Below are 18,494 nucleotides of genomic sequence, written 5' to 3'. Positions count from 1 at the left end.
GTCCACAGATTTCCCAATTCCTCTGGCTTTCCTGGCCGCTGAAGCTCACTCTAGGTAGTGAACCGGGGACACGAATCGTCGTACGAACGGGGGCGGCGCATGGACGCAGCACGACTCATCGGAGCGAGCAGGTTAGCGCTCGCCGAATCCACCGCGGCACTGGAAATCGTCGCCGAGGCATGGCAGGCACAAGCCCTCGCCCAAGCCATCGGCAGCCATCTTGCCGCCACCGGACCGCCAGAGCTGAGAGGCGAGGCCCGGGGCCTCAGCGAGACCGGCGGCCGGGGCTGCGGAGCCCTCGACCACCCAGGTCTGCGCATCGGCGGCATCCGCGCCACCCAACTCTCCCAAGTCACCGACGCCAGACAGACCCTCACCGGCCTCGGCGGCCTCCTGGGAGACGTAGGCATGGCCCTCGTCGGCGTCGCCTGCTCCACCGACGAGGAAGGGCTCTACTGGCAGTGCATCGAAGCCATCGACGCCGCCGACGAATCCAGCGACAGGGTCCGCGGGATGCTGCGCCGACTCACCGTACGAGAACAGGAAAGACGGCCCGGCGCCCTGCGCGACTCCACGACAGGACCCTCATGAGCCGACGACAGCCCCACCACCCGCGCTCACCCGCCCGACGGCCCGCCCTCCACAGGGCCGCCACCGTCCCGGCCCGGCAGCCCACGGTCGGCCGAGGACTGCAGATCGGCATCCAACTGCGAAAGATCGGCGTTCAGCGCCGCCATCAACTCCTCCATCTGCTGAAGCAGCCCCTTCGGAGCACCTTGCTGCTCCGGAACGGTCGGCGCGGCCTCCGGCTGCGGCACGGCCTGTTCGGGCACGGCTTCCTGGGACATGGCGGCCTCCTCGGCCCAAGCCCTCCCGCGCTGCTGCGAGGGTGGCGGTTCGGCAGACGCACCGGCAACGGCCGCCGGCACGCGGGCCGGGCGGTCCGGCTCCGCCCGAGCCAACGACCACTCAGCGCGACAGTCACTGGTCAGACCGTACGCGGGCCGTCAGATCGGCGATTTTCACCCGACCGGGCAGCCACCGGGCCCAGTGCAAGGACGGGGTTGACGGCAGTTCGAAGGTGCAGGATGGATCCATGGATCTTCGAATCTTCACGGAGCCCCAGCAGGGCGCCGACTACGACACCCTCCTCAAGGTCGCCAAGGCCACCGAGGACCTCGGCTTCAACGCCTTCTTCCGATCCGACCACTATCTGCGCATGGGCTCCGCCGACGGCCTCCCGGGCCCCACCGACGCCTGGATCACCCTCGCCGGACTCGCCCGCGAAACCCGCCGCATCCGCCTCGGCACACTGATGACCGCCGGCACCTTCCGGCTCCCCGGCGTCCTCGCCATCCAGGTCGCCCAGGTCGACCAGATGTCCGGCGGTCGCGTCGAACTCGGCCTCGGAGCAGGCTGGTTCGAAGAAGAGCACAAGGCGTACGGGATCCCCTTCCCCAAGGAGAAGTCCGCCCGGCTCGAAGAACAACTCGCCATCGTCACCGGCCTGTGGGCCACCGAGACCGGCAAGACCTTCACCCACGACGGCACGTACTACCAGATCACCGACTCGCCCGCGCTCCCCAAGCCCGCCCAGGCCAAGGTGCCGGTCCTCATCGGCGGCCACGGCAAGGTCCGCACCCCGCGGCTGGCCGCGCGCTACGCGGACGAGTTCAACATCCCGTTCGCCTCGATCGACGACAGCGAGCGCCAGTTCGGCCGGGTCCGCACCGCGGCCCAGGCCGCCGGACGCGACCCCGACGACCTCGTGTACTCCAACGCCCTGGTCGTCTGCGCGGGGAAGAACGACGCCGAAGTCGCACGCCGCGCGGCAGCCATCGGAAGGGAGGTGGGAGAGCTCAAGACGAACGGACTGGCGGGCTCGCCCGCCGAGGTCGTCGAGAAGATCGGCAAGTACCAGGCGATCGGCTCCTCGCGGATCTACCTCCAGGTCCTCGACCTGGACGACCTCGACCACCTGGAGCTGATCTCCTCCCAGATCCAGTCCCAGCTGAACGGAGCCTGACCGTGCGGCCCGCCCGTCCGCTCGCCGACGTCCTCGTCGAACGGCCCCTGGTCCTCGACGGCGGCCTCTCCAACCAACTGGGAGACCAGGGCTGCGACTTGAGCGACCCGCTCTGGTCGGCCCGGCTGCTCGCCGATGAGCCGAGCCAGATCGAGGAGGCGCACCGAGCGTATGTACGGGCGGGCGCACAAGTACTGATCACGTCCAGCTACCAGGCGACGTACGAGGGCTTCGTCCGCCGTGGAGTCCCACGGGCGGAGGCGACGTCGCTCCTCGCCCGGAGCGTGGACCTGGCGCGCCGGGCGGGGGAGGGGCGCGCGCCGACGGAGGAGGCTGGGGGAGGGGTGGGGCGGGGGGAGGGGGAGCCTCCCGAAGCCGAAGTCTGGGTCGCCGCCTCCATCGGCCCCTACGGCGCCCTGCTCGCCGACGGCAGCGAGTACCGGGGCAGGTACGGCCTGACGGTGAAGGAGCTGGAGCGCTTCCACCGGCCCCGTATCGAGGCGCTGGCGGCGGCGGAGCCCGATGTGCTCGCGCTGGAGACGGTGCCGGACGCCGACGAGGCGGAGGCGCTGCTCCGTGCGGTGGACGGGTGCGGGGTGCCGGTGTGGCTGTCGTACAGCATCGACGGGATGCGGACCCGGGCGGGCCAGGCGCTGGGTGACGCGTTCGCGCTGGCGGCGGGGCTCGACCAGGTGATTGCCGTGGGCGTGAACTGCTGTACCCCCGCCGACGCCGATGACGCCGTGGAGCTCGCGGCGTCGGTGACCGGAATGCCGGTGGTGGTCTATCCCAACAGTGGTGAGCGCTGGGACGCCACGGCCAGGGCGTGGCGCGGCGGCGCGACGTTCGATCCGTCGCGTGTCCACACGTGGCGTGCGGCCGGAGCTCGGCTGATGGGCGGGTGCTGCCGGGTGGGGCCGGCGGAGATCGCGCGGCTGGCGCGCTTCGTGAGGGACGAGAAGCCGCACGAAAGGGAGTGAGCAGCCGAAGACGCGGAGGGGCCCAGCGGGGGCGACAGGCAGGGCGGCCGTCCGGTCGGCGACGTGCTGAGCCGGCGTCGGGGGCGGCGTCGGGTGGCGAAGGGAAAATGCCTGGTAGAGACCAGTTCGCTCGGGCAATACTCGATCCGTGTTCCTGACAATCACCACGACCGGTACCCCTGAACGCCCCGCCACCGACCTCGGTTTTCTGCTGCACAAGCATCCCGGAAAGGCGCAGGCGTTCTCCACCTCGCACGGCACCGCGCACGTCCTCTACCCCGAGGCGAGCGCGGAGCGCTGCACGGCTGCGCTGCTCCTGGAGGTGGACCCCGTCGCGCTCGTACGACGGGGCAAGGGCAAGGGTCGTGGCGGCGCGCCGGATGCCGCTTTGGCGCAGTACGTCAACGACCGTCCGTACGCCGCGTCTTCGCTGATGTCCGTGGCCCTGAGTACGGTGTTCAAGAGTGCTTTGCGCGGTGTGTGCAACACGCTGCCGGAGCGTGCGCGGACGCCGTTGCCGCTGCGCATCGAGGTTCCCGTGCTGCCCGCGCGAGGCGGTGCCGATCTTGTGCGCAAGCTGTTCGAGCCGCTGGGCTGGGCGTCGGTGTCGGCGGACGCGATCGCGTTGGACGCGGAGTTCCCGGAGTGGGGCGACTCGCGCTATGTGCGGCTGGTGCTGGAGGGGGAGCTGCGGCTGGCCGACGCGTTGCGTCAGCTCTATGTGCTGCTGCCGGTCCTCGACGACGCCAAGCACTACTGGGTCGCCCCGGACGAGGTGGACAAGCTGCTGCGGGCGGGGGCCGGCTGGCTGGCCGACCATCCCGAGCAGAAGTTGATCACCAGCCGTTATCTGTCGCGGCGTTGGGGGCTGACCCGGCAGGCGATGGAGCGGCTGGAGCTGGTGCGGCTCGCCGAGGCCGACGACCTGGCGGTCGAGGCGCTGGACAACGCGGTGGACGAGACGGCGGACACCGAGGAGAAGCCCGTTCCGCTCGCGGTTCAGCGGCGCGAGGCGATCCTCGCGGCGCTTGCCGCCGCCGGCGCGAGCCGGGTGCTGGACCTTGGCTGCGGGCAGGGCCAGCTGGTGCAGGAGCTGCTCAAGGACGTCCGGTTCACTGAGATCGTGGGCGTCGACGTCTCCATGCGCGCGCTGGCGATCGCCGCGCGCCGACTGCGGCTGGACCGCATGGGCGAGCGCCAGGCCGGGCGCGTCTCCCTGATGCAGGGCTCGCTCGCGTACACCGACAAGCGGCTCAAGGGGTACGACGCGGCGGTGCTCAGCGAAGTGATCGAGCATCTCGATCTGCCTCGGCTGCCTGCCCTGGAGTACGCGGTGTTCGGCGCGGCCCGTCCGGCGACGGTCATCGTGACGACGCCGAACGTCGAGTACAACGTGCGCTGGGAGACCCTCCCGGCCGGACATGTGCGCCATGGGGACCACCGGTTCGAGTGGACGCGTGGCGAGTTCCGTGACTGGGCGGGACAGGTCGCCGAACGGCACGGCTATGGAGTCGAGTTCATCGCGGTGGGGCCGGACGATCCGGAGGTGGGGCCGCCCACACAGATGGCCGTGTTCACCATGACTGCGACTGGTGCCGCTGGTGCAATCGGTGCGACTGGTGTGACTGATGCGGCCGAGGTGACAGGCGCCGCGACGTACGACGGGACGGCGCGGAGCGAGCCGCCGCAGGGTGAGTTTCCCCAGATCAAGACCGACGAGACCGAAACGTACGAGAACGTGAAGGAGGCGAACGCCGTATGAGTGCCGAGCGCCGAGACAACAGTGACAGCGAGGCGACTGGTGCGAGCAGTGCGGCCGGCGCCGAGAGCAGTGCGAGCATCAGCGCGGAACCCGGCGCGAGTCGGGACGCGAGCGCCGGTTCCCGCTCCGACGCACCGTCCTCCTCGCGTGTGCTCGCTGTCCCCGATCTCTCCCTCGTCGTCCTCGTCGGGGCCACCGGATCGGGTAAGTCCACTTTCGCCCGACGGCATTTCAAGGCGACCGAGGTGATCTCGTCGGACTTCTGCCGAGGGTTGGTGGCCGACGACGAGAACGACCAGAGTGCGAGCGGCGACGCGTTCGACGTGCTCCACTACATCGTGGGCAAGCGCCTGACGGCCGGGCGACTGACCGTGGTCGACGCCACGAACGTGCAGGTGGAGAGCCGAAGGCAGCTGGTCCGGCTGGCCAGGGAGCACGATGTGCTGCCGGTCGCCATCGTCCTCGACCTGCCGGAGGACGTCTGCGCCACGCGCAACGCGGATCGCCCCGACCGGGCCGGGCTGCCCCGCCAGGTCATCGCGCGCCACCGGCGTGAGCTGCGGCGTTCGCTGCGCGGCCTGGAACGCGAAGGGTTCCGCAAGGTCCACGTCCTGCGTTCCGAGGCCGAGGTCGACAGCGCCGAGATCGCGATCGAGCGCCGCTACAACGACCTCACGCACCTCACTGGCCCCTTCGACATCATCGGTGACATCCACGGCTGCCGCTCCGAGCTGGAGACACTGCTGGCCAAGCTGGGGTACGTGGACGGCGCGCACCCCGAGGGGCGCACCGCGGTGTTCGTCGGTGACCTCGTCGACCGCGGCCCGGACAGCCCCGGGGTGTTGCGGCGCGTAATGAAAATGGTGGCCGATGGTAACGCTCTGTGTGTTCCCGGGAACCATGAGAACAAGCTCGGACGTTATCTGGGTGGCAAGAAGGTCCAGCGCACCCATGGACTGGCAGAGACCATCGAGCAGTTGGAGAAGGAGGACGATGGATTCAAGGAGCAGGTGAAGCAGTTCATCGACGGGCTCGTCAGCCACTACGTGCTCGACGGCGGCAAGCTGGTCGTCTGTCACGCGGGTCTGCCCGAGAAGTATCACGGGCGTACGTCGGGGCGTGTCCGCTCGCACGCGCTGTACGGAGAGACGACCGGTGAGACGGACGAGTTCGGCCTCCCCGTGCGCTACCCGTGGGCAGAGGACTACCGGGGTCGCGCGGCGGTCGTCTACGGCCACACACCGGTGCCGAACACGTCGTGGATCAACAACACCATCTGCCTGGACACGGGTGCGGTGTTCGGCGGACGGATGACGGCGCTGCGCTGGCCTGAGCGCGAGCTCGTCGACGTGCCCGCGGAGAAGGTCTGGTACGAGCCGGTCCGGCCGCTGGCCACCGAGGCGCCCGGTGGTCAGGACGGACGTCCGCTCGACCTGGCCGATGTGCACGGCCGCCGGGTCGTGGAGACCGGGCAGCTGGGCAATGTGGCGGTGCGCGAGGAGAACGCGGCGGCCGCGCTCGAAGTGATGAGCCGGTTCGCGGTCGACCCGAGGCTGCTCGCGTACCTTCCGCCGACCATGGCACCGACGGCCACATCGCGTGAGGAGGGGTATCTGGAACATCCGGCGGAGGCGTTCGCCCAGTACGCGGCGGACGGTGTCGGGCGGGTCGTGTGCGAGGAGAAGCACATGGGCTCGCGGGCGGTGGCCCTGGTGTGCCGCGATGCCGAGGTGGCGCGCGTGCGGTTCGGGGTGGAGGGGCCGACGGGGGCTCTCCACACGCGCACCGGACGCCCGTTCTTCGACGACGCGGCCGTCACCGAGGCGGTTCTGGAACGGCTGCGGTCGGCGGTGTCCGCCGCCGGTCTGTGGGACGAGCTCGCCACGGACTGGCTGCTGTTCGACGCCGAGCTGATGCCGTGGTCGCTGAAGGCGTCCGGGCTGCTGCGTTCGCAGTACGCGGCGGTGGGTGCGGCGTCCGGGGCGGTGTTCCCGGGTGCGTTGGGTGCGCTGGAGGCGGCCTCGGCGCGCGGTGTCGACGTGGACGGGCTGCTGGGGCGCCAGCGTGAGCGGGCCGAGGACGCGGCGGCGTTCACCGAGGCGTACCGGCGGTACTGCTGGAGCACCGAGGGCCTGGAGGGGGTGCGGTTCGCGCCCTTCCAGATCCTGGCCGCCCAGGGCCGCAGCCTGGCCGCCGTGCCGCACGACGAGCAGCTGGCGTGGCTGGACCGGCTCGTCGAGCACGATCCGACGGGTCTGCTGCAGATGACGCGGCGCCTGGTCGTCGACACCGGCGACGACAGCTCGGTGCGGGCGGGCATCGACTGGTGGCTGGAGCTGACGGCTTCGGGCGGCGAGGGCATGGTGGTCAAGCCGTTGCACGCGCTGGCCCGTGACGGCAGGGGCAGGCTGGCGCAGCCGGGCATCAAGGTGCGCGGACGGGAGTATCTGCGGATCATCTACGGTCCGGAGTACGCGCGGTCCGGGCAGCTCGACCGGCTGCGGCAGCGGTCCCTCGGCCACAAGCGTTCGCTGGCGCTGCGGGAGTACGCGCTGGGGCTCGAGGCGCTGGACCGGCTGGCCGCGGGGGAGCCGCTGTGGCGGGTCCACGAGGCGGTGTTCGCCGTACTGGCGCTGGAGTCGGAGCCGGTCGACCCGCGTCTGTGAGGCCATGGGGGCGGAGCGATCGGCTCCGCCCCCGGGGCCGGGGTGCCGGCGCGCGGGTTCGCCGGGTGAGCGGGCTGCGCGCGGGACAGGATGGGGGCATGGGATTCCATGTCGATTCCGAGACCGGGCGGCTGCGCCGCGTCATCCTGCACCGGCCCGATCTGGAGCTGAAGCGGCTCACTCCGAGCAACAAGGACGCTCTCCTCTTCGACGATGTGCTCTGGGTGCGCCGGGCCCGCCAAGAGCACGACGGCTTCGCGGACGTGCTGCGCGATCGCGGGGTCGAGGTCCATCTCTTCGGCGATCTGCTGCGCGAGGCGCTGGCGATCGGTCAGGCGAGACGGCTGGTGCTGGACCGGGTCTTCGACGAGAAGGAGTACGGGCCGCTGGCCACCGCGCATCTGCGCGCGGCCTTCGACGACCTGTCGGCGGCCGATCTGGCCGAGGCGCTGGTCGGCGGGATGACCAAGCGCGAGTTCCTGGACGGGTACGCGGAGCCGGTGTCCGTGCGGTTCCACGCGATGGACCTGGACGACTTCCTGCTGGGCCCGCTGCCGAACCATCTGTTCACCCGTGACACCTCGGCGTGGATCTACGACGGTGTCTCCATCAACGCGATGCGGTGGCCGGCGCGGCAGCGCGAGACGGTCCACTTCGAGGCGATCTACCGCCACCATCCGCTGTTCACCGGGCCCGGGGCCGGTTCGTTCCACACCTGGTCCAAGGGGCAGAGCGACTACCCGTCCACCATCGAGGGCGGCGATGTGCTGGTGATCGGCAATGGCGCGGTGCTGATCGGGATGAGTGAGCGTACGACGCCGCAGGCCGTGGAGATGCTGGCGCGCGGGCTGTTCGCGGCAGGTTCCGCGAGCACGATCGTGGCGCTCGACATGCCCAAGCGGCGGGCGTTCATGCACCTCGATACGGTGATGACGATGGTCGACGGAGAAACCTTCACTCAGTACGCGGGGCTCGGCATGCTGCGCTCTTACACGATCGAGCCCGGGGCCGGTGACCAGGAGCTGAAGGTGACCGATCACCCGCCGGAGCACATGCACCGCGCGATCGCCGCGGCGCTGGGCCTGGACGGGGTCCGGGTGCTGATGGCGACCCAGGACGTGCACTCGGCGGAGCGCGAGCAGTGGGACGACGGCTGCAACGTGCTGGCGGTGGAGCCGGGGGTGGTGGTGGCGTACGAGCGGAACGTGACCACCAACACGCATCTGCGCAAGCAGGGAATCGAGGTGATCGAGATTCCGGGGAGTGAGCTGGGCCGGGGGCGGGGCGGGCCGCGCTGTATGAGCTGCCCGGTGGAGCGTGATGCCGTATAGTGATGCGTTCTAACGCATATACTTCCAGCATTGCCCGTCAGTGTCACCGTATCCGTCACCCAGGAGCAGCCCACCATGGCGATAGATCTCGCAGGCCGCCACTTCCTCAAGGAGCTGGACTTCACCGCCGAGGAGTTCCGCGCCCTGCTGGAGCTCGCCGCGGAGCTGAAGGCAGCCAAGCGGGCGGGCACCGAGGTCCAGCGGCTTCGCGGGCGGAACATCGCGTTGATCTTCGAGAAGCCGTCGACGCGTACGCGGTGCTCGTTCGAGGTGGCCGCCGCCGACCAGGGGGCGTCCACGACGTACATCGACCCGTCGGGCTCGCACATCGGGAAGAAGGAGTCGGCGCGGGACACCGCACGGGTGCTCGGCCGGATGTTCGACGCGATCCAGTTCCGCGGGGACGCCCAGGAGACGGCCGACACGCTCGCCGCGCACGCGGGCGTGCCGGTCTACAACGGGCTCACCGACCTCTGGCACCCCACCCAGATGCTCGCCGACGTCCTCACCATGACCGAGCACACCGACAAGCCGCTGGAACGCATCGCTTTCGCCTATCTGGGTGACGCCCGCTACAACATGGGCAACTCCTACCTGGTCACCGCGGCACTGCTCGGCATGGACGTACGGATCGTGGCGCCCCGTGCGTACTGGCCCGACGAGGAGGTCGTCGCCCTCGCGCGGGGCGCCGCCGAGCGCAGCGGCGCCCGGATCGCCCTCACCGAGGACATCGCCGAGGGTGTCGCCGGGGCGGACTTCGTCGCCACCGACGTGTGGGTGTCGATGGGCGAGCCCAAGGAGATCTGGGCCGAGCGCATCAAGGCGCTGGCGCCCTACGCCGTGACCATGGACGTGCTGCGCGCCACCGGCAACGCGGACGTCAAGTTCCTGCACTGCCTGCCCGCCTTCCACGACCTCGGCACGGCGGTCGCGCGGGAGATCCACGAGCAGTACGGGCTGAGCGAACTCGAAGTCACCGACGAGGTCTTCGAATCGGCGCACTCGGTGGTCTTCGACGAGGCGGAGAACCGGCTGCACACCATCAAGGCCGTACTGGTCGCCACCCTCACGGGCGCTCGGACAGGGGTGGACGCGCCGGCAGCGTGAACCACACCGCCTTGCCGTGCTCGGTGGGGCGGTGTCCGCACGCCGAGCTGAGGGTGCGGATCAGCAGCAGGCCGCGGCCGTGCTCCTGCCAGGGGTCGGGCTCCTCGCCCGGCACCGGGACGCTCAGATCGCCCGGCGGCAGCGGTGAGCGGTCGTGGACCTCGACCTGGCAGCCCGCCGCGAACAGCTCCACGACCAGCTCGATCGGCCCGTCGTCGGTGGTGTGCTCGACGGCGTTGGCGACCAGCTCGGCGGTGAGCAGTTCGGCGGTGTGGCTGTCGGCCGGGGTCTCGATGTCCGCGAACGCCGTACGGATCAGGGCGCGGGCGAGGGGGACCGCGGCGTTGCTGTGGGGGAGCGGGATGCGCCAGGAGGTCGGGGCGCCGTCCGGTTCACGGGCGGAGCCGTCGGGATCGGGCACGGCGGGGGTTTCCGTTCGGTCGCATGGGGGTGCGTCCGGGGCGCGGGGAACGCGCGGGGCGCTGGTGCTTCGTTCAACTTTACGAAGTGCCGCAAGCGAGTGGACAGAGGCCACTGGCGACGGGACGTGGGCCGTGCGCCATCAGGTGCTCGGGCCTTTCGCCCCGGCCGGGCCAACGCGCTGGTCAGGGTCTTGCGGGTGGCCATGGGCGAAGAGCCTCGCACCCGCTCGGGCGGGACCGCATGCCCTCCGCTCGGACCGGAGCGGGGAATGCGGCCAGTACCCACGGATGCGGGACCGCACACTCTCACGCCCACGCATGCGGGACCGCACGCGCTCGTGCCGCATTCCCGGTCCAGCCCGTATCGCGTACTCATGACGACAGTCACACATGAGTGATACCTTCGAGAGGCAGGCATCTGACAGTCCGCTGAGGAGGCCGCACTCCATGAGCCCCTTTCCCAGCTCCGCGCCCCGCACCGAGAACTGGCGCCATCTGCGGCTGACCACGGCGGACGGGGTCGCGACCGTCACCCTCGCCCGGCCCGAGAAGCTGAACGCACTCACCTTCGGGGCCTACGCCGACCTCCGCGACCTGCTCGCCGAGCTCTCCCGGGAGCGGGCTGTGCGCGCCCTGGTGCTGGCCGGCGAGGGCCGCGGATTCTGCTCCGGCGGCGACGTCGACGAGATCATCGGCGCGACCCTCGCCATGGACACCGTCCAGCTGCTCGACTTCAACCGGATGACCGGCCAGGTCGTCCGGGCCATACGGGAATGCCCGTTCCCCGTCGTCGCCGCCGTCCACGGCGTGGCGGCCGGAGCGGGCGCCGTGCTGGCGCTCGCCGCCGACTTCCGGATCGCCGATCCCTCCGCCCGGTTCGCCTTCCTGTTCACCAAGGTCGGCCTCTCCGGCGGCGACATGGGCGCCGCCTATCTGCTGCCGCGCGTCGTCGGACTCGGCCACGCCACCCGGCTGCTGATGCTCGGCGAACCGGTCCGCGCCCCGGAAGCCGAACGGATCGGCCTGGTCAGCGAGCTGACCGACGAAGGGCAGGCCGACGCGCGCGCCGCCGAGCTCGCCCGGTACCTGGCCGCCGGACCCGCCCTCGCCCACGCCCAGACCAAGGCCCTGCTCACCGCCGAACTCGACATGCCGCTCGCCGCCGCCGTCGAACTCGACGCCGCGACCCAGGCGCTGCTGATGAACGGGCAGGACTACGCCGAGTTCCACGCCGCCTTCACCGAAAAACGGCCCCCCAAGTGGCAGGGGCGCTGACCGTGCCCGGGCCCTGGGGCGGCGGCACCGACCCCACCGGACGGCCGAATCGGATCGCTGTCATCGGCGGCGGACCCGGCGGGCTCTACGCCGCCGCCCTGCTCAAACGGCTCGGCCCCGACCGCGAGATCACCGTCTGGGAGCGCAACGCCCCCGACAACACCTTCGGCTTCGGCGTCGTCCTCTCCGACGAGACCCTCGGCGGGATCGAACACGCCGACCCCGTCGTCTACGACGCGCTGTGCGCCGAGTTCGTCCGCTGGGACGACATCGACATCGTCCACCGCGGGCGCACCCTCACCTCCGGCGGACACGGCTTCGCCGCGCTCGGGCGCCGCAGGCTCCTGGAGATCCTGCACCAGCGCTGCCGCGAGCTCGGCGTCGACCTGCGCTTTCGCACCGAAGCGCCGACCGCCGCCACCCTCGGCGCCGACCACGACCTCGTGATCGCGGCCGACGGAGTGCACAGCCTCACCCGCGAGGCGCACGCCGCACACTTCGCCCCCCGGGTCACCGGCCACCGCTGCCGCTACATCTGGCTCGCCGCCGACTTCGCCTTCGACTCCTTCCACTTCGAGATCGCCGAGACCGAGCACGGCGTGATGCAGCTGCACGGCTACCCGTTCGCCGCCGACTCCTCCACGGTCATCGTCGAGATGCGCGAAGAGGTGTGGCGGGCGGCCGGCTTCGCCGAGCTGGACGAGCAGGGCTCCATCGACCGCTGCGCCAGGATCTTCACCAAGGCGCTGGGGGGCCGGTCGCTGCGGAGCAACAACTCCTCCTGGACCGTCTTCCGCACCGTCGTCAACGCGCGGTGGTCGCACGGGAACACGGTCCTGCTCGGCGACGCCGCCCACACGGCGCACTTCTCCATCGGCTCCGGCACCAAGCTCGCCGTCGAGGACGCCCTGGCGCTGACCGCCTGCGTGGAGGAGCAGCCCGACCTGCCGGCCGCCCTCGCCGCCTACGAGGCGGAGCGCCGCCCCGTCGTCGAGTCGACCCAGCGGGCGGCCACCGCCAGCAGACGCTGGTTCGAGGAGATCGGCCTCTACCTCGACCAGCCGCCCCGGCAGTTCGCCTTCAACCTGCTCACCCGCAGCCGCCGGGTCACCCATGACAACCTGCGGCTGCGCGACCCCGGCTTCACCGGCGCCGTGGAACACGCCTTCCCCTGCCCCGCCGACACGCCCCCGATGTTCACCCCCTTCCGGCTGCGCGAGCTCGAACTGCGCAACCGCGTCGTCGTCTCTCCCATGGACATGTACCGCGCCGTGGACGGAGTCCCCGGCGACTTCCATCTCGTCCACCTCGGGGCACGGGCCCTCGGCGGCGCCGGTCTGGTGATGACCGAGATGGTGTGCGTGAGCGCGCAGGGGCGGATCACTCCGGGCTGCGCCGGCCTCTACACCCATGAGCAGGCCACGGCCTGGCGCCGGGTCACCGAGTTCGTCCACCAGCAGGCCCCGGGCACGGCCATCGGCGTCCAGCTCGGCCACTCCGGGCGCAAGGGCTCGACCAAACTCATGTGGGAAGGAATCGACGAGCCGCTCGACGACGGCAACTGGGCCCTCGCCGCCGCCTCACCGCTCCCGTACCGACCGGGCGTCAACCAGGTCCCGCACGCGCTCGACCGCGCGGGACTGAACGACATCCGCGAGCAGTTCGCCGCGGCGGCCTGGCGGGCGGCCCGCTGCGACTTCGACCTGCTCGAACTGCACTGCGCCCACGGCTATCTGCTCTCGGGATTCCTGTCCCCTCTCACCAACCAACGGACCGACGCCTACGGTGGTTCCCTCGCCAACCGGCTGCGTTTCCCGCTGGAGGTGTTCGACTCGCTGCGCGGGATCTGGCCCGAGCGCAAACCCATGACCGTCCGCATCTCCGCCACCGACTGGGCGCCCGGCGGCACCACCGCCGAGGAGGCCGTCGAGATCGCCCGCGCGTTCGCCGAGCACGGCGCCGACGCCATCGACGTGTCGACCGGCCAGGTGGTGGCGGACGAGGAGCCCGAGTACGGGCGCTCCTACCAGACGCCGTACGCCGACCGGATCCGCAACACCCTGGGCGTTCCCGTCATCGCCGTCGGGGCGATCTCGTCCTGGGACGACGTCAACTCGCTGCTGCTGGCGGGCCGGGCCGACCTGTGCGCCCTCGCCCGCCCCCATCTCTACGACCCCCACTGGACCCTGCACGCGGCGGCCGAGCAGGGATACGCGGGTCTGGGGGCGCCCTGGCCCGCGCCCTATCGTGCGGGCAGCCGCAGGCCCGCGACGGGCCGCACGGACGCTCCCCGGCCCCGGCTCACCCTGAAATGACCGGTCGCCATCACCGGTTCGGGTGAATTGCCGGAGGCGGGAACCATTCGGGTCGCCGGTGAGTTTCTACAGCGTTGTAGAAGTTACCAACGAGATCCGATGGAGAAGTCATGGCCCTGTGGGACCGCTTCAAGGAGTCCGCGTCGACCATGCAGACGCAGCTGATGGCGAAGAAGAACGACCTCAAGAGCGGTGCCTTCCGCGACGCCAGCATGGCGATGTGCGCCCTGGTCGCCGCGGCCGACGGCACCGTCGACCCGTCCGAGCGGCGCCGGGTCGCCCAGCTCATCGCCACCAATGAGGTGCTGCAGAACTTCCCGGCGGACGACCTCCAGCGCCGCTTCGACGACTACCTGAACAAGCTGACCACCGACTTCGACTTCGGCAAGGTCAGCGTGTTGCAGGAGATCGCCAAGGCGAAGAAGAAGCCCGCCGAGGCGCGTGCGGTGATCCAGATAGGCATCGTCATCGGCGGCGCCGACGGCGACTTCGACAAGACCGAGCAGGCCGTGGTGCGCGAGGCGTGCTACACGCTGGACCTGCCGCCGGCCGAGTTCGACCTGTAAGGACGCCCGCGGAAGCGGCCGTTCGCCGGCCGGCGCCGTGCGGGCGTGCGGCGCCTCACAGCACGGTCGCCGCCCGCAACACCGTGAACAGCGTCATGGTGGCGTTGGCCGACGACAGCGCGGAGACCGCCGCACCGCCCGCGGCGGTCCACAGCGCGAGCCCGGCCGCCGTCCACGCGGGCGGCAGGGCGCCGGCCGGGGGCACCGGGCCGAGCAGCGCCGCGACCCGGCGCGGCACCGGCCCGGTGGCCGCGAACGGCGCGAGCGCGGTCACCGCGCCCGGACCCGCCGGGCGCGAGACCAGCGCGGCCTTGCCGATCGCGCGGGCCACCGTCCGGCGGTCGCCCACCGTACGGGCCGCTTCCTCGTCCGCCCAGCGCTCGGTGGTGAAGGCGACGGCGGTGCGCAGCGGTCGCAGAAACGGGTTCGCGCGCGCGGCGAGCCCCGCCACCAGCAGGAAGCGGTGGTGGGCCGCCGTCAGATGCGCCTCCTCGTGGGCGATCAGGGCGGCCCGCTCGCGGGCGTCGAGCGTGTCCAGCATCGCGCGCGACACGACGACCCGGCCGTGCGGCCCGGCCGCACCGCGCCCGCCGGGCAGCGCGTACGCGTACGCCCGCTGGGTGTCCGGCAGCACCGTGAGCCGGTCGGCGGGCAGCCCGGTGAGCGCCCTGGCCGCGCGGACGCGCACCCGCCGGTGTCGCCACACCAGATGCGCGCACGCCCCGGCGACCGCCACCAGCAGCGGGATCGCCGCCTGCCCCACCACCTCGTCATACGGAAGGACGGCCCGGACCTCGGGGTCGGCCCATGCGTCCGGCAGCGGATTGCCCGGCAGTTGGGCCGTGCCCACCACCATCAGCAACATCAGACACAGCGTGCTGCACAGCGCCAGGACACCGCCGACGGCCGCCAGCAGCCGGGTCGCCGCGCGCGGATGCAGCTGCTGCTCGGCAAGCCGGGCGATCGGCCACGCCGTCAGGGGGAGGACCAGCGGCAGGAAGACGAACACACCCATCGCGTCAGTCCCCGGACTCCGTCCCGGCCTCGTCCAGCAGGGCCCGCAACAACTGCTCGTCGTCCGGCGAGAGCGCGGTGACGAAGCTGGCCAGCACCGCGCCCCGGTCCGCCTCCGCGTCCAGCACCCGGCGCATCCGCAGCGCCGCGAGACCGGCCTCGTCGGCCGCCGGGGCCCAGACGAAGGCGCGGCCCGCCCGCTCACGGGTCACCGACTGCTTGGTGTGCAGGCGCGACAGGATCGTCACGACGGTCGTATAGGCGAGCGGTCCGCCTATGCGCTCGCGCACCCACCCGGCGGTCGCCGGTCCCGGGGCGCCGCGCAGCGCGGCCAGGACCTGGGCCTCCAGCTCACCCTGGCCCCGTCGCCGGGCCCGCGCGTCGTCATCCGTCACCTCGCCATCCTACTGAGGCCGCTCGTCGTGCCACGCCCGCGCGCCTCGCGCGGGCCCGCTCTCCCGAGGCTTCTCGGGACCGCTCTCCTCCCGCCGTACGAACCGTGCTCCCACGTCCCGCAGCCGGGTGTGCATACGGCGGAACACCTCCGCCGACCGTTCGCCCGGCCAGTCCGGCGGCAGCAGCGACGAGGGGAGGCCCGGGTCGACGTAGGGCAGACGGCGCCAGGAGTCCAGGGCCAGGAGGTAGTCCCGGTAGGCGTCCTCGGGCAGCGCCTCCTCCGGGGACGGCCCGCGCGTCTCCCAGGCCCGCAGCACGGGCTCGTGCAGCCCCAGGAACTCGTCGTGCTGCTTGGCGATCGCCGCCAGGTCCCACCACCGCGCGACCGCCTCCGCCGTCGCGGCGAAGCCCAGGTGCTCGCCCCGGAACAGATCGACATAGGGGGAGAGTTGGAGACGTTCCAGCGTGTGGCGGGTCTCCTCGTACAGGCGCGCCGGGGCGATCCACACTCCGGGCGCCGCGGTGCCGAAGCCCAGCCCGGCCAGCCGCGAGCGCAGCACATGACGCTTGCTGCGTTCCGACTCCGGCACTGAGAACACGGCGAGGACCCAGCCGTCACGCGCGCGCGGGCGCGCGTGCGGGTAGATCCGGCGATCGCCGTCGTCGAGCAACTGGCGGGCGTCGGCGGACAGGGCGTACCCGGCGGCGCCGCTCGCGGTGCGCTCCGGCACCAGCAGGCCGCGCCGTTTGAGCCGGGAGACCGACGACCGTACGGAGGGCGCGTCCACGCCGACGGCCGCGAGCAGGCGGATCAGCTCGGCGACCGCGAGGGAGCCCGCCGTCTCGCGCGCGTAGGCGCCGTAGAAGGTGACGATCAGGGATCGGGGAGTGTGCTGCTCGGCCACGTGATCACTCTAGGGCCCGCAGCCGGAAGCGCTGCAGCTTCCCGGTCGGAGTGCGGGGGAGCGCGTCCAGGAAGACGACCTCGCGCGGGCACTTGTACGGGGCGAGTTCGGCCTTCACATGGTCGCGCAGCAGCCCGGCCGTGGCCTCGCCGCGCGCGACCCCCTCGCGCAGCACGCAGTACGCGACGACCACCTGGCCGCGGGCCTCGTCCGGACGGCCGATCACCGCCGTCTCCACCACGTCGGGGTGGCGCAGCAGGGCGTCCTCGACCTCCGGGCCCGCGATGTTGTACCCGGCCGAGATGATCATGTCGTCGGCGCGGGCGACATAGCGGAAGTAGCCGTCGGGCTCGCGCACATAGGTGTCGCCGGTCAGGTTCCAGCCCTGCCGGACGTACTCCGACTGGCGCGGGTCGGCCAGATAGCGGCAGCCGACCGGCCCGCGTACGGCCAGCAGACCCGGCTCCCCGTCCACCACCGAGCGGCCCGAGACGTCCACTACGCGCGCGTGCCAGCCGGGCACCGGCTTTCCGGTCACACCCGGTCTGATCTCGTCGTCGGCCGCCGAGATGAAGATGTGCAACAGCTCGGTGGCGCCGATGCCGTTGATGATGCGCAGCCCGGTCCGCTCGTGCCAGGCCCGCCAGGTCGCGGCGGGCAGGTTCTCCCCGGCGGACACACAGCGCCGCAGCGCGCCCACGTCGTACCCGTCGAGCTCGTCCAGCATCGCCCGGTACGCCGTAGGGGCGGTGAACAGCACCGACACCCGGTGCCGGGCGAGCGCGGGCAGCAACTGCTTGGGACCGGCCTGTTCCAGCAGCAGCGAGGAGGCACCGGCCCGCATCGGGAAGACCACGAGCCCGCCCAGTCCGAAGGTGAAGCCCAGCGGCGGACTGCCCGCGAAGACGTCGTCGGGCGTCGGACGCAGCACATGGCGGGCGAAGGTGTCCGCGACGGCCAGGACGTCCCGGTGGAAGTGCATACAGCCCTTGGGGCGGCCGGTGGTGCCGGAAGTGAACGCGATCAGGGCGACGTCGTCCGCCGCCGTCGCCACGGCACGGAACGGCCCCGCGTCCACGTGGGCGTCCGCGAGGCGGAGCAGATCTCCCGGAGCAGCACCCCCGTAGGGGGTGATGCGCAGACCGGGGACGGCGGCCTTCTCCAGGTCCGCCAGCGACCGCGCGTCGCACAGCGCGTGCCCGATCCGGGCGATGTCGCAGATGGTGGCCAGCTCGTGCGCCCGCTGCTGGGCCAGAACGGTGACGGCCACCGCGCCCGCCTTCATCACCGCCAGCCAGCACGCGGCCAGCCAGGGCGTGGTGGGACCGCGCAGCAGCACCCGATTGCCCGGCACCACGCCGAGCTCCGCCGTCAGGACATGGGCGATCCGGTCGACCCGGCCGCGCAGTTCCCCGTACGTCCACGGCTCGCCCTCGCCCGTGCGGAAGACCGTCCGGTCGGCGCCGAATCGCCCGATCGTGCCGTCCAGGAGCTCGGCGCCGCAGTTGAGCCGCTCGGGATAGCGCAGCTCAGGGAGGTCGAAGACCAGCTCCGGCCACTGATCGGCGGGCGGCAGATGGTCGCGGGAAAACGTGTCGGCATGCGCTGAGGTCTTCAGCTCCATACGGGATCGCCCCCTTGTCGCAATTGGAGCGTATCGTTTAGATGACGGCAGTCAACGGTTCGCGATAACAGACGAGTGGCGAAACCACGGCGACACTGGCAGCGA

General features: G+C 71.5%; 16 protein-coding genes. 10 read left to right on the top strand and 6 right to left on the bottom strand.

From position 1 onward, the window contains the following. Positions 1-99: 99 nt before the first annotated feature. On the top strand, positions 100-591 hold the full coding sequence (locus AB5J87_RS08570) for a DUF6099 family protein (RefSeq protein ID WP_369375700.1): 492 nt from the start codon (positions 100-102) through the stop codon (positions 589-591). 26 nt (positions 592-617) lie between these two features. On the opposite strand, the gene AB5J87_RS08565 is transcribed toward AB5J87_RS08570, so the two are convergent. Then, positions 618-848 carry a hypothetical protein gene (locus tag AB5J87_RS08565; protein ID WP_369375698.1) on the bottom strand — a complete coding sequence of 77 codons (231 nt, stop codon included), beginning with the start codon at positions 846-848 and terminating at the stop codon, positions 618-620. Between the two features lie 248 nt (positions 849-1,096). Here AB5J87_RS08565 and AB5J87_RS08560 point away from each other — a divergent pair, with 248 nt between their 5' ends. The 6 genes from AB5J87_RS08560 (at position 1,097) to argF (ending at position 9,872) form a co-directional block, all read left to right on the top strand. Then, positions 1,097-2,026 (top strand): LLM class F420-dependent oxidoreductase, encoded by a 930-nt coding sequence (locus AB5J87_RS08560; RefSeq protein ID WP_369375696.1) that lies wholly within the window; start codon positions 1,097-1,099, stop codon positions 2,024-2,026. A gap of 2 nt (positions 2,027-2,028) precedes the next feature. After that, the gene (gene mmuM, locus AB5J87_RS08555; RefSeq protein WP_369375694.1) at positions 2,029-3,006 is read left to right on the top strand and encodes a homocysteine S-methyltransferase; all 978 of its coding nucleotides are present in this window, start codon (positions 2,029-2,031) and stop codon (positions 3,004-3,006) included. 148 nt (positions 3,007-3,154) lie between these two features. Continuing rightward, positions 3,155-4,768, top strand: a complete 1,614-nt coding sequence (locus AB5J87_RS08550; protein ID WP_369375692.1) for a 3' terminal RNA ribose 2'-O-methyltransferase Hen1 — start codon at positions 3,155-3,157, stop codon at positions 4,766-4,768. Then, a complete protein-coding gene (locus AB5J87_RS08545) occupies positions 4,765-7,434 on the top strand; it encodes a polynucleotide kinase-phosphatase (RefSeq protein ID WP_369375690.1) in 2,670 nt (889 codons plus the stop codon). Before AB5J87_RS08550 ends, AB5J87_RS08545 begins: the two co-directional genes overlap by 4 nt. 98 nt (positions 7,435-7,532) lie before the next feature. Beyond that, on the top strand, positions 7,533-8,765 hold the full coding sequence (locus AB5J87_RS08540; RefSeq protein ID WP_369375688.1) for an arginine deiminase: 1,233 nt from the start codon (positions 7,533-7,535) through the stop codon (positions 8,763-8,765). A gap of 75 nt (positions 8,766-8,840) precedes the next feature. Next, complete coding sequence (argF, locus tag AB5J87_RS08535) at positions 8,841-9,872, top strand: ornithine carbamoyltransferase (RefSeq protein ID WP_369375686.1); 1,032 nt, start codon at positions 8,841-8,843, stop codon at positions 9,870-9,872. Here argF and AB5J87_RS08530 read toward each other — a convergent pair. Next, entirely contained in the window at positions 9,832-10,293 is a 462-nt protein-coding gene (locus tag AB5J87_RS08530) for an ATP-binding protein (RefSeq protein WP_369375684.1), read from the bottom strand. The two genes, argF and AB5J87_RS08530, sit on opposite strands and share 41 nt — an antisense overlap. Positions 10,294-10,741: 448 nt before the next feature. On the opposite strand from AB5J87_RS08530, the gene AB5J87_RS08525 reads away from it, so the two are divergent. The 3 genes from AB5J87_RS08525 (at position 10,742) to AB5J87_RS08515 (ending at position 14,450) form a co-directional block, all read left to right on the top strand. After that, complete coding sequence (locus tag AB5J87_RS08525) at positions 10,742-11,569, top strand: enoyl-CoA hydratase family protein (RefSeq protein WP_369375682.1); 828 nt, start codon at positions 10,742-10,744, stop codon at positions 11,567-11,569. Positions 11,570-11,571: 2 nt separating this feature from the next. Further along, a complete protein-coding gene (locus AB5J87_RS08520; RefSeq protein WP_369375680.1) occupies positions 11,572-13,884 on the top strand; it encodes a bifunctional salicylyl-CoA 5-hydroxylase/oxidoreductase in 2,313 nt (770 codons plus the stop codon). A 110-nt stretch (positions 13,885-13,994) separates the two neighbouring features. Then, complete coding sequence (locus AB5J87_RS08515) at positions 13,995-14,450, top strand: tellurite resistance TerB family protein (protein WP_369375678.1); 456 nt, start codon at positions 13,995-13,997, stop codon at positions 14,448-14,450. A gap of 55 nt (positions 14,451-14,505) precedes the next feature. Here AB5J87_RS08515 and AB5J87_RS08510 read toward each other — a convergent pair whose 3' ends face one another. Genes AB5J87_RS08510 through AB5J87_RS08495 form a run of 4 tightly spaced genes read right to left on the bottom strand, consistent with a single transcriptional unit; the run spans position 14,506 to position 18,389 of the window. Further along, on the bottom strand, positions 14,506-15,465 hold the full coding sequence (locus tag AB5J87_RS08510) for a M56 family metallopeptidase (RefSeq protein WP_369375676.1): 960 nt from the start codon (positions 15,463-15,465) through the stop codon (positions 14,506-14,508). Between the two features lie 4 nt (positions 15,466-15,469). Next, positions 15,470-15,859: a BlaI/MecI/CopY family transcriptional regulator gene (locus AB5J87_RS08505; protein ID WP_369375674.1), complete on the bottom strand. Its 390-nt coding sequence runs from the start codon at positions 15,857-15,859 to the stop codon at positions 15,470-15,472. Between the two features lie 9 nt (positions 15,860-15,868). Next, a complete protein-coding gene (locus tag AB5J87_RS08500) occupies positions 15,869-16,765 on the bottom strand; it encodes a PaaX family transcriptional regulator C-terminal domain-containing protein (RefSeq protein ID WP_369375672.1) in 897 nt (298 codons plus the stop codon). 4 nt (positions 16,766-16,769) lie between these two features. Further along, entirely contained in the window at positions 16,770-18,389 is a 1,620-nt protein-coding gene (locus AB5J87_RS08495) for an AMP-binding protein (RefSeq protein ID WP_369375670.1), read from the bottom strand. Positions 18,390-18,494 lie beyond the last annotated feature (105 nt).

The sequence above is a fragment of the Streptomyces sp. cg36 genome, from assembly GCF_041080675.1.
Lineage (GTDB): Bacteria > Actinomycetota > Actinomycetes > Streptomycetales > Streptomycetaceae > Streptomyces.
The sequence above is the reverse complement of the archived record's forward strand: the minus strand, read 5'-3'. Positions and strand labels throughout refer to the sequence as shown.

Excerpts from the sequence above, each read along its gene's own strand:
- AB5J87_RS08560 (WP_369375696.1), top strand. The coding sequence starts at position 1,097 with ATGGATCTTCGAATCTTCACGGAGCCCCAGCAGGGCGCCGACTACGAC.
- AB5J87_RS08510 (WP_369375676.1), bottom strand. The coding sequence starts at position 15,465 with ATGGGTGTGTTCGTCTTCCTGCCGCTGGTCCTCCCCCTGACGGCGTGG.
- argF (WP_369375686.1), top strand. The coding sequence starts at position 8,841 with ATGGCGATAGATCTCGCAGGCCGCCACTTCCTCAAGGAGCTGGACTTC.
- AB5J87_RS08545 (WP_369375690.1), top strand. The coding sequence starts at position 4,765 with ATGAGTGCCGAGCGCCGAGACAACAGTGACAGCGAGGCGACTGGTGCG.
- AB5J87_RS08570 (WP_369375700.1), top strand. The coding sequence starts at position 100 with ATGGACGCAGCACGACTCATCGGAGCGAGCAGGTTAGCGCTCGCCGAA.
- AB5J87_RS08525 (WP_369375682.1), top strand. The coding sequence starts at position 10,742 with ATGAGCCCCTTTCCCAGCTCCGCGCCCCGCACCGAGAACTGGCGCCAT.
- AB5J87_RS08495 (WP_369375670.1), bottom strand. The coding sequence starts at position 18,389 with ATGGAGCTGAAGACCTCAGCGCATGCCGACACGTTTTCCCGCGACCAT.
- AB5J87_RS08515 (WP_369375678.1), top strand. The coding sequence starts at position 13,995 with ATGGCCCTGTGGGACCGCTTCAAGGAGTCCGCGTCGACCATGCAGACG.
- AB5J87_RS08540 (WP_369375688.1), top strand. The coding sequence starts at position 7,533 with ATGGGATTCCATGTCGATTCCGAGACCGGGCGGCTGCGCCGCGTCATC.
- AB5J87_RS08565 (WP_369375698.1), bottom strand. The coding sequence starts at position 848 with ATGTCCCAGGAAGCCGTGCCCGAACAGGCCGTGCCGCAGCCGGAGGCC.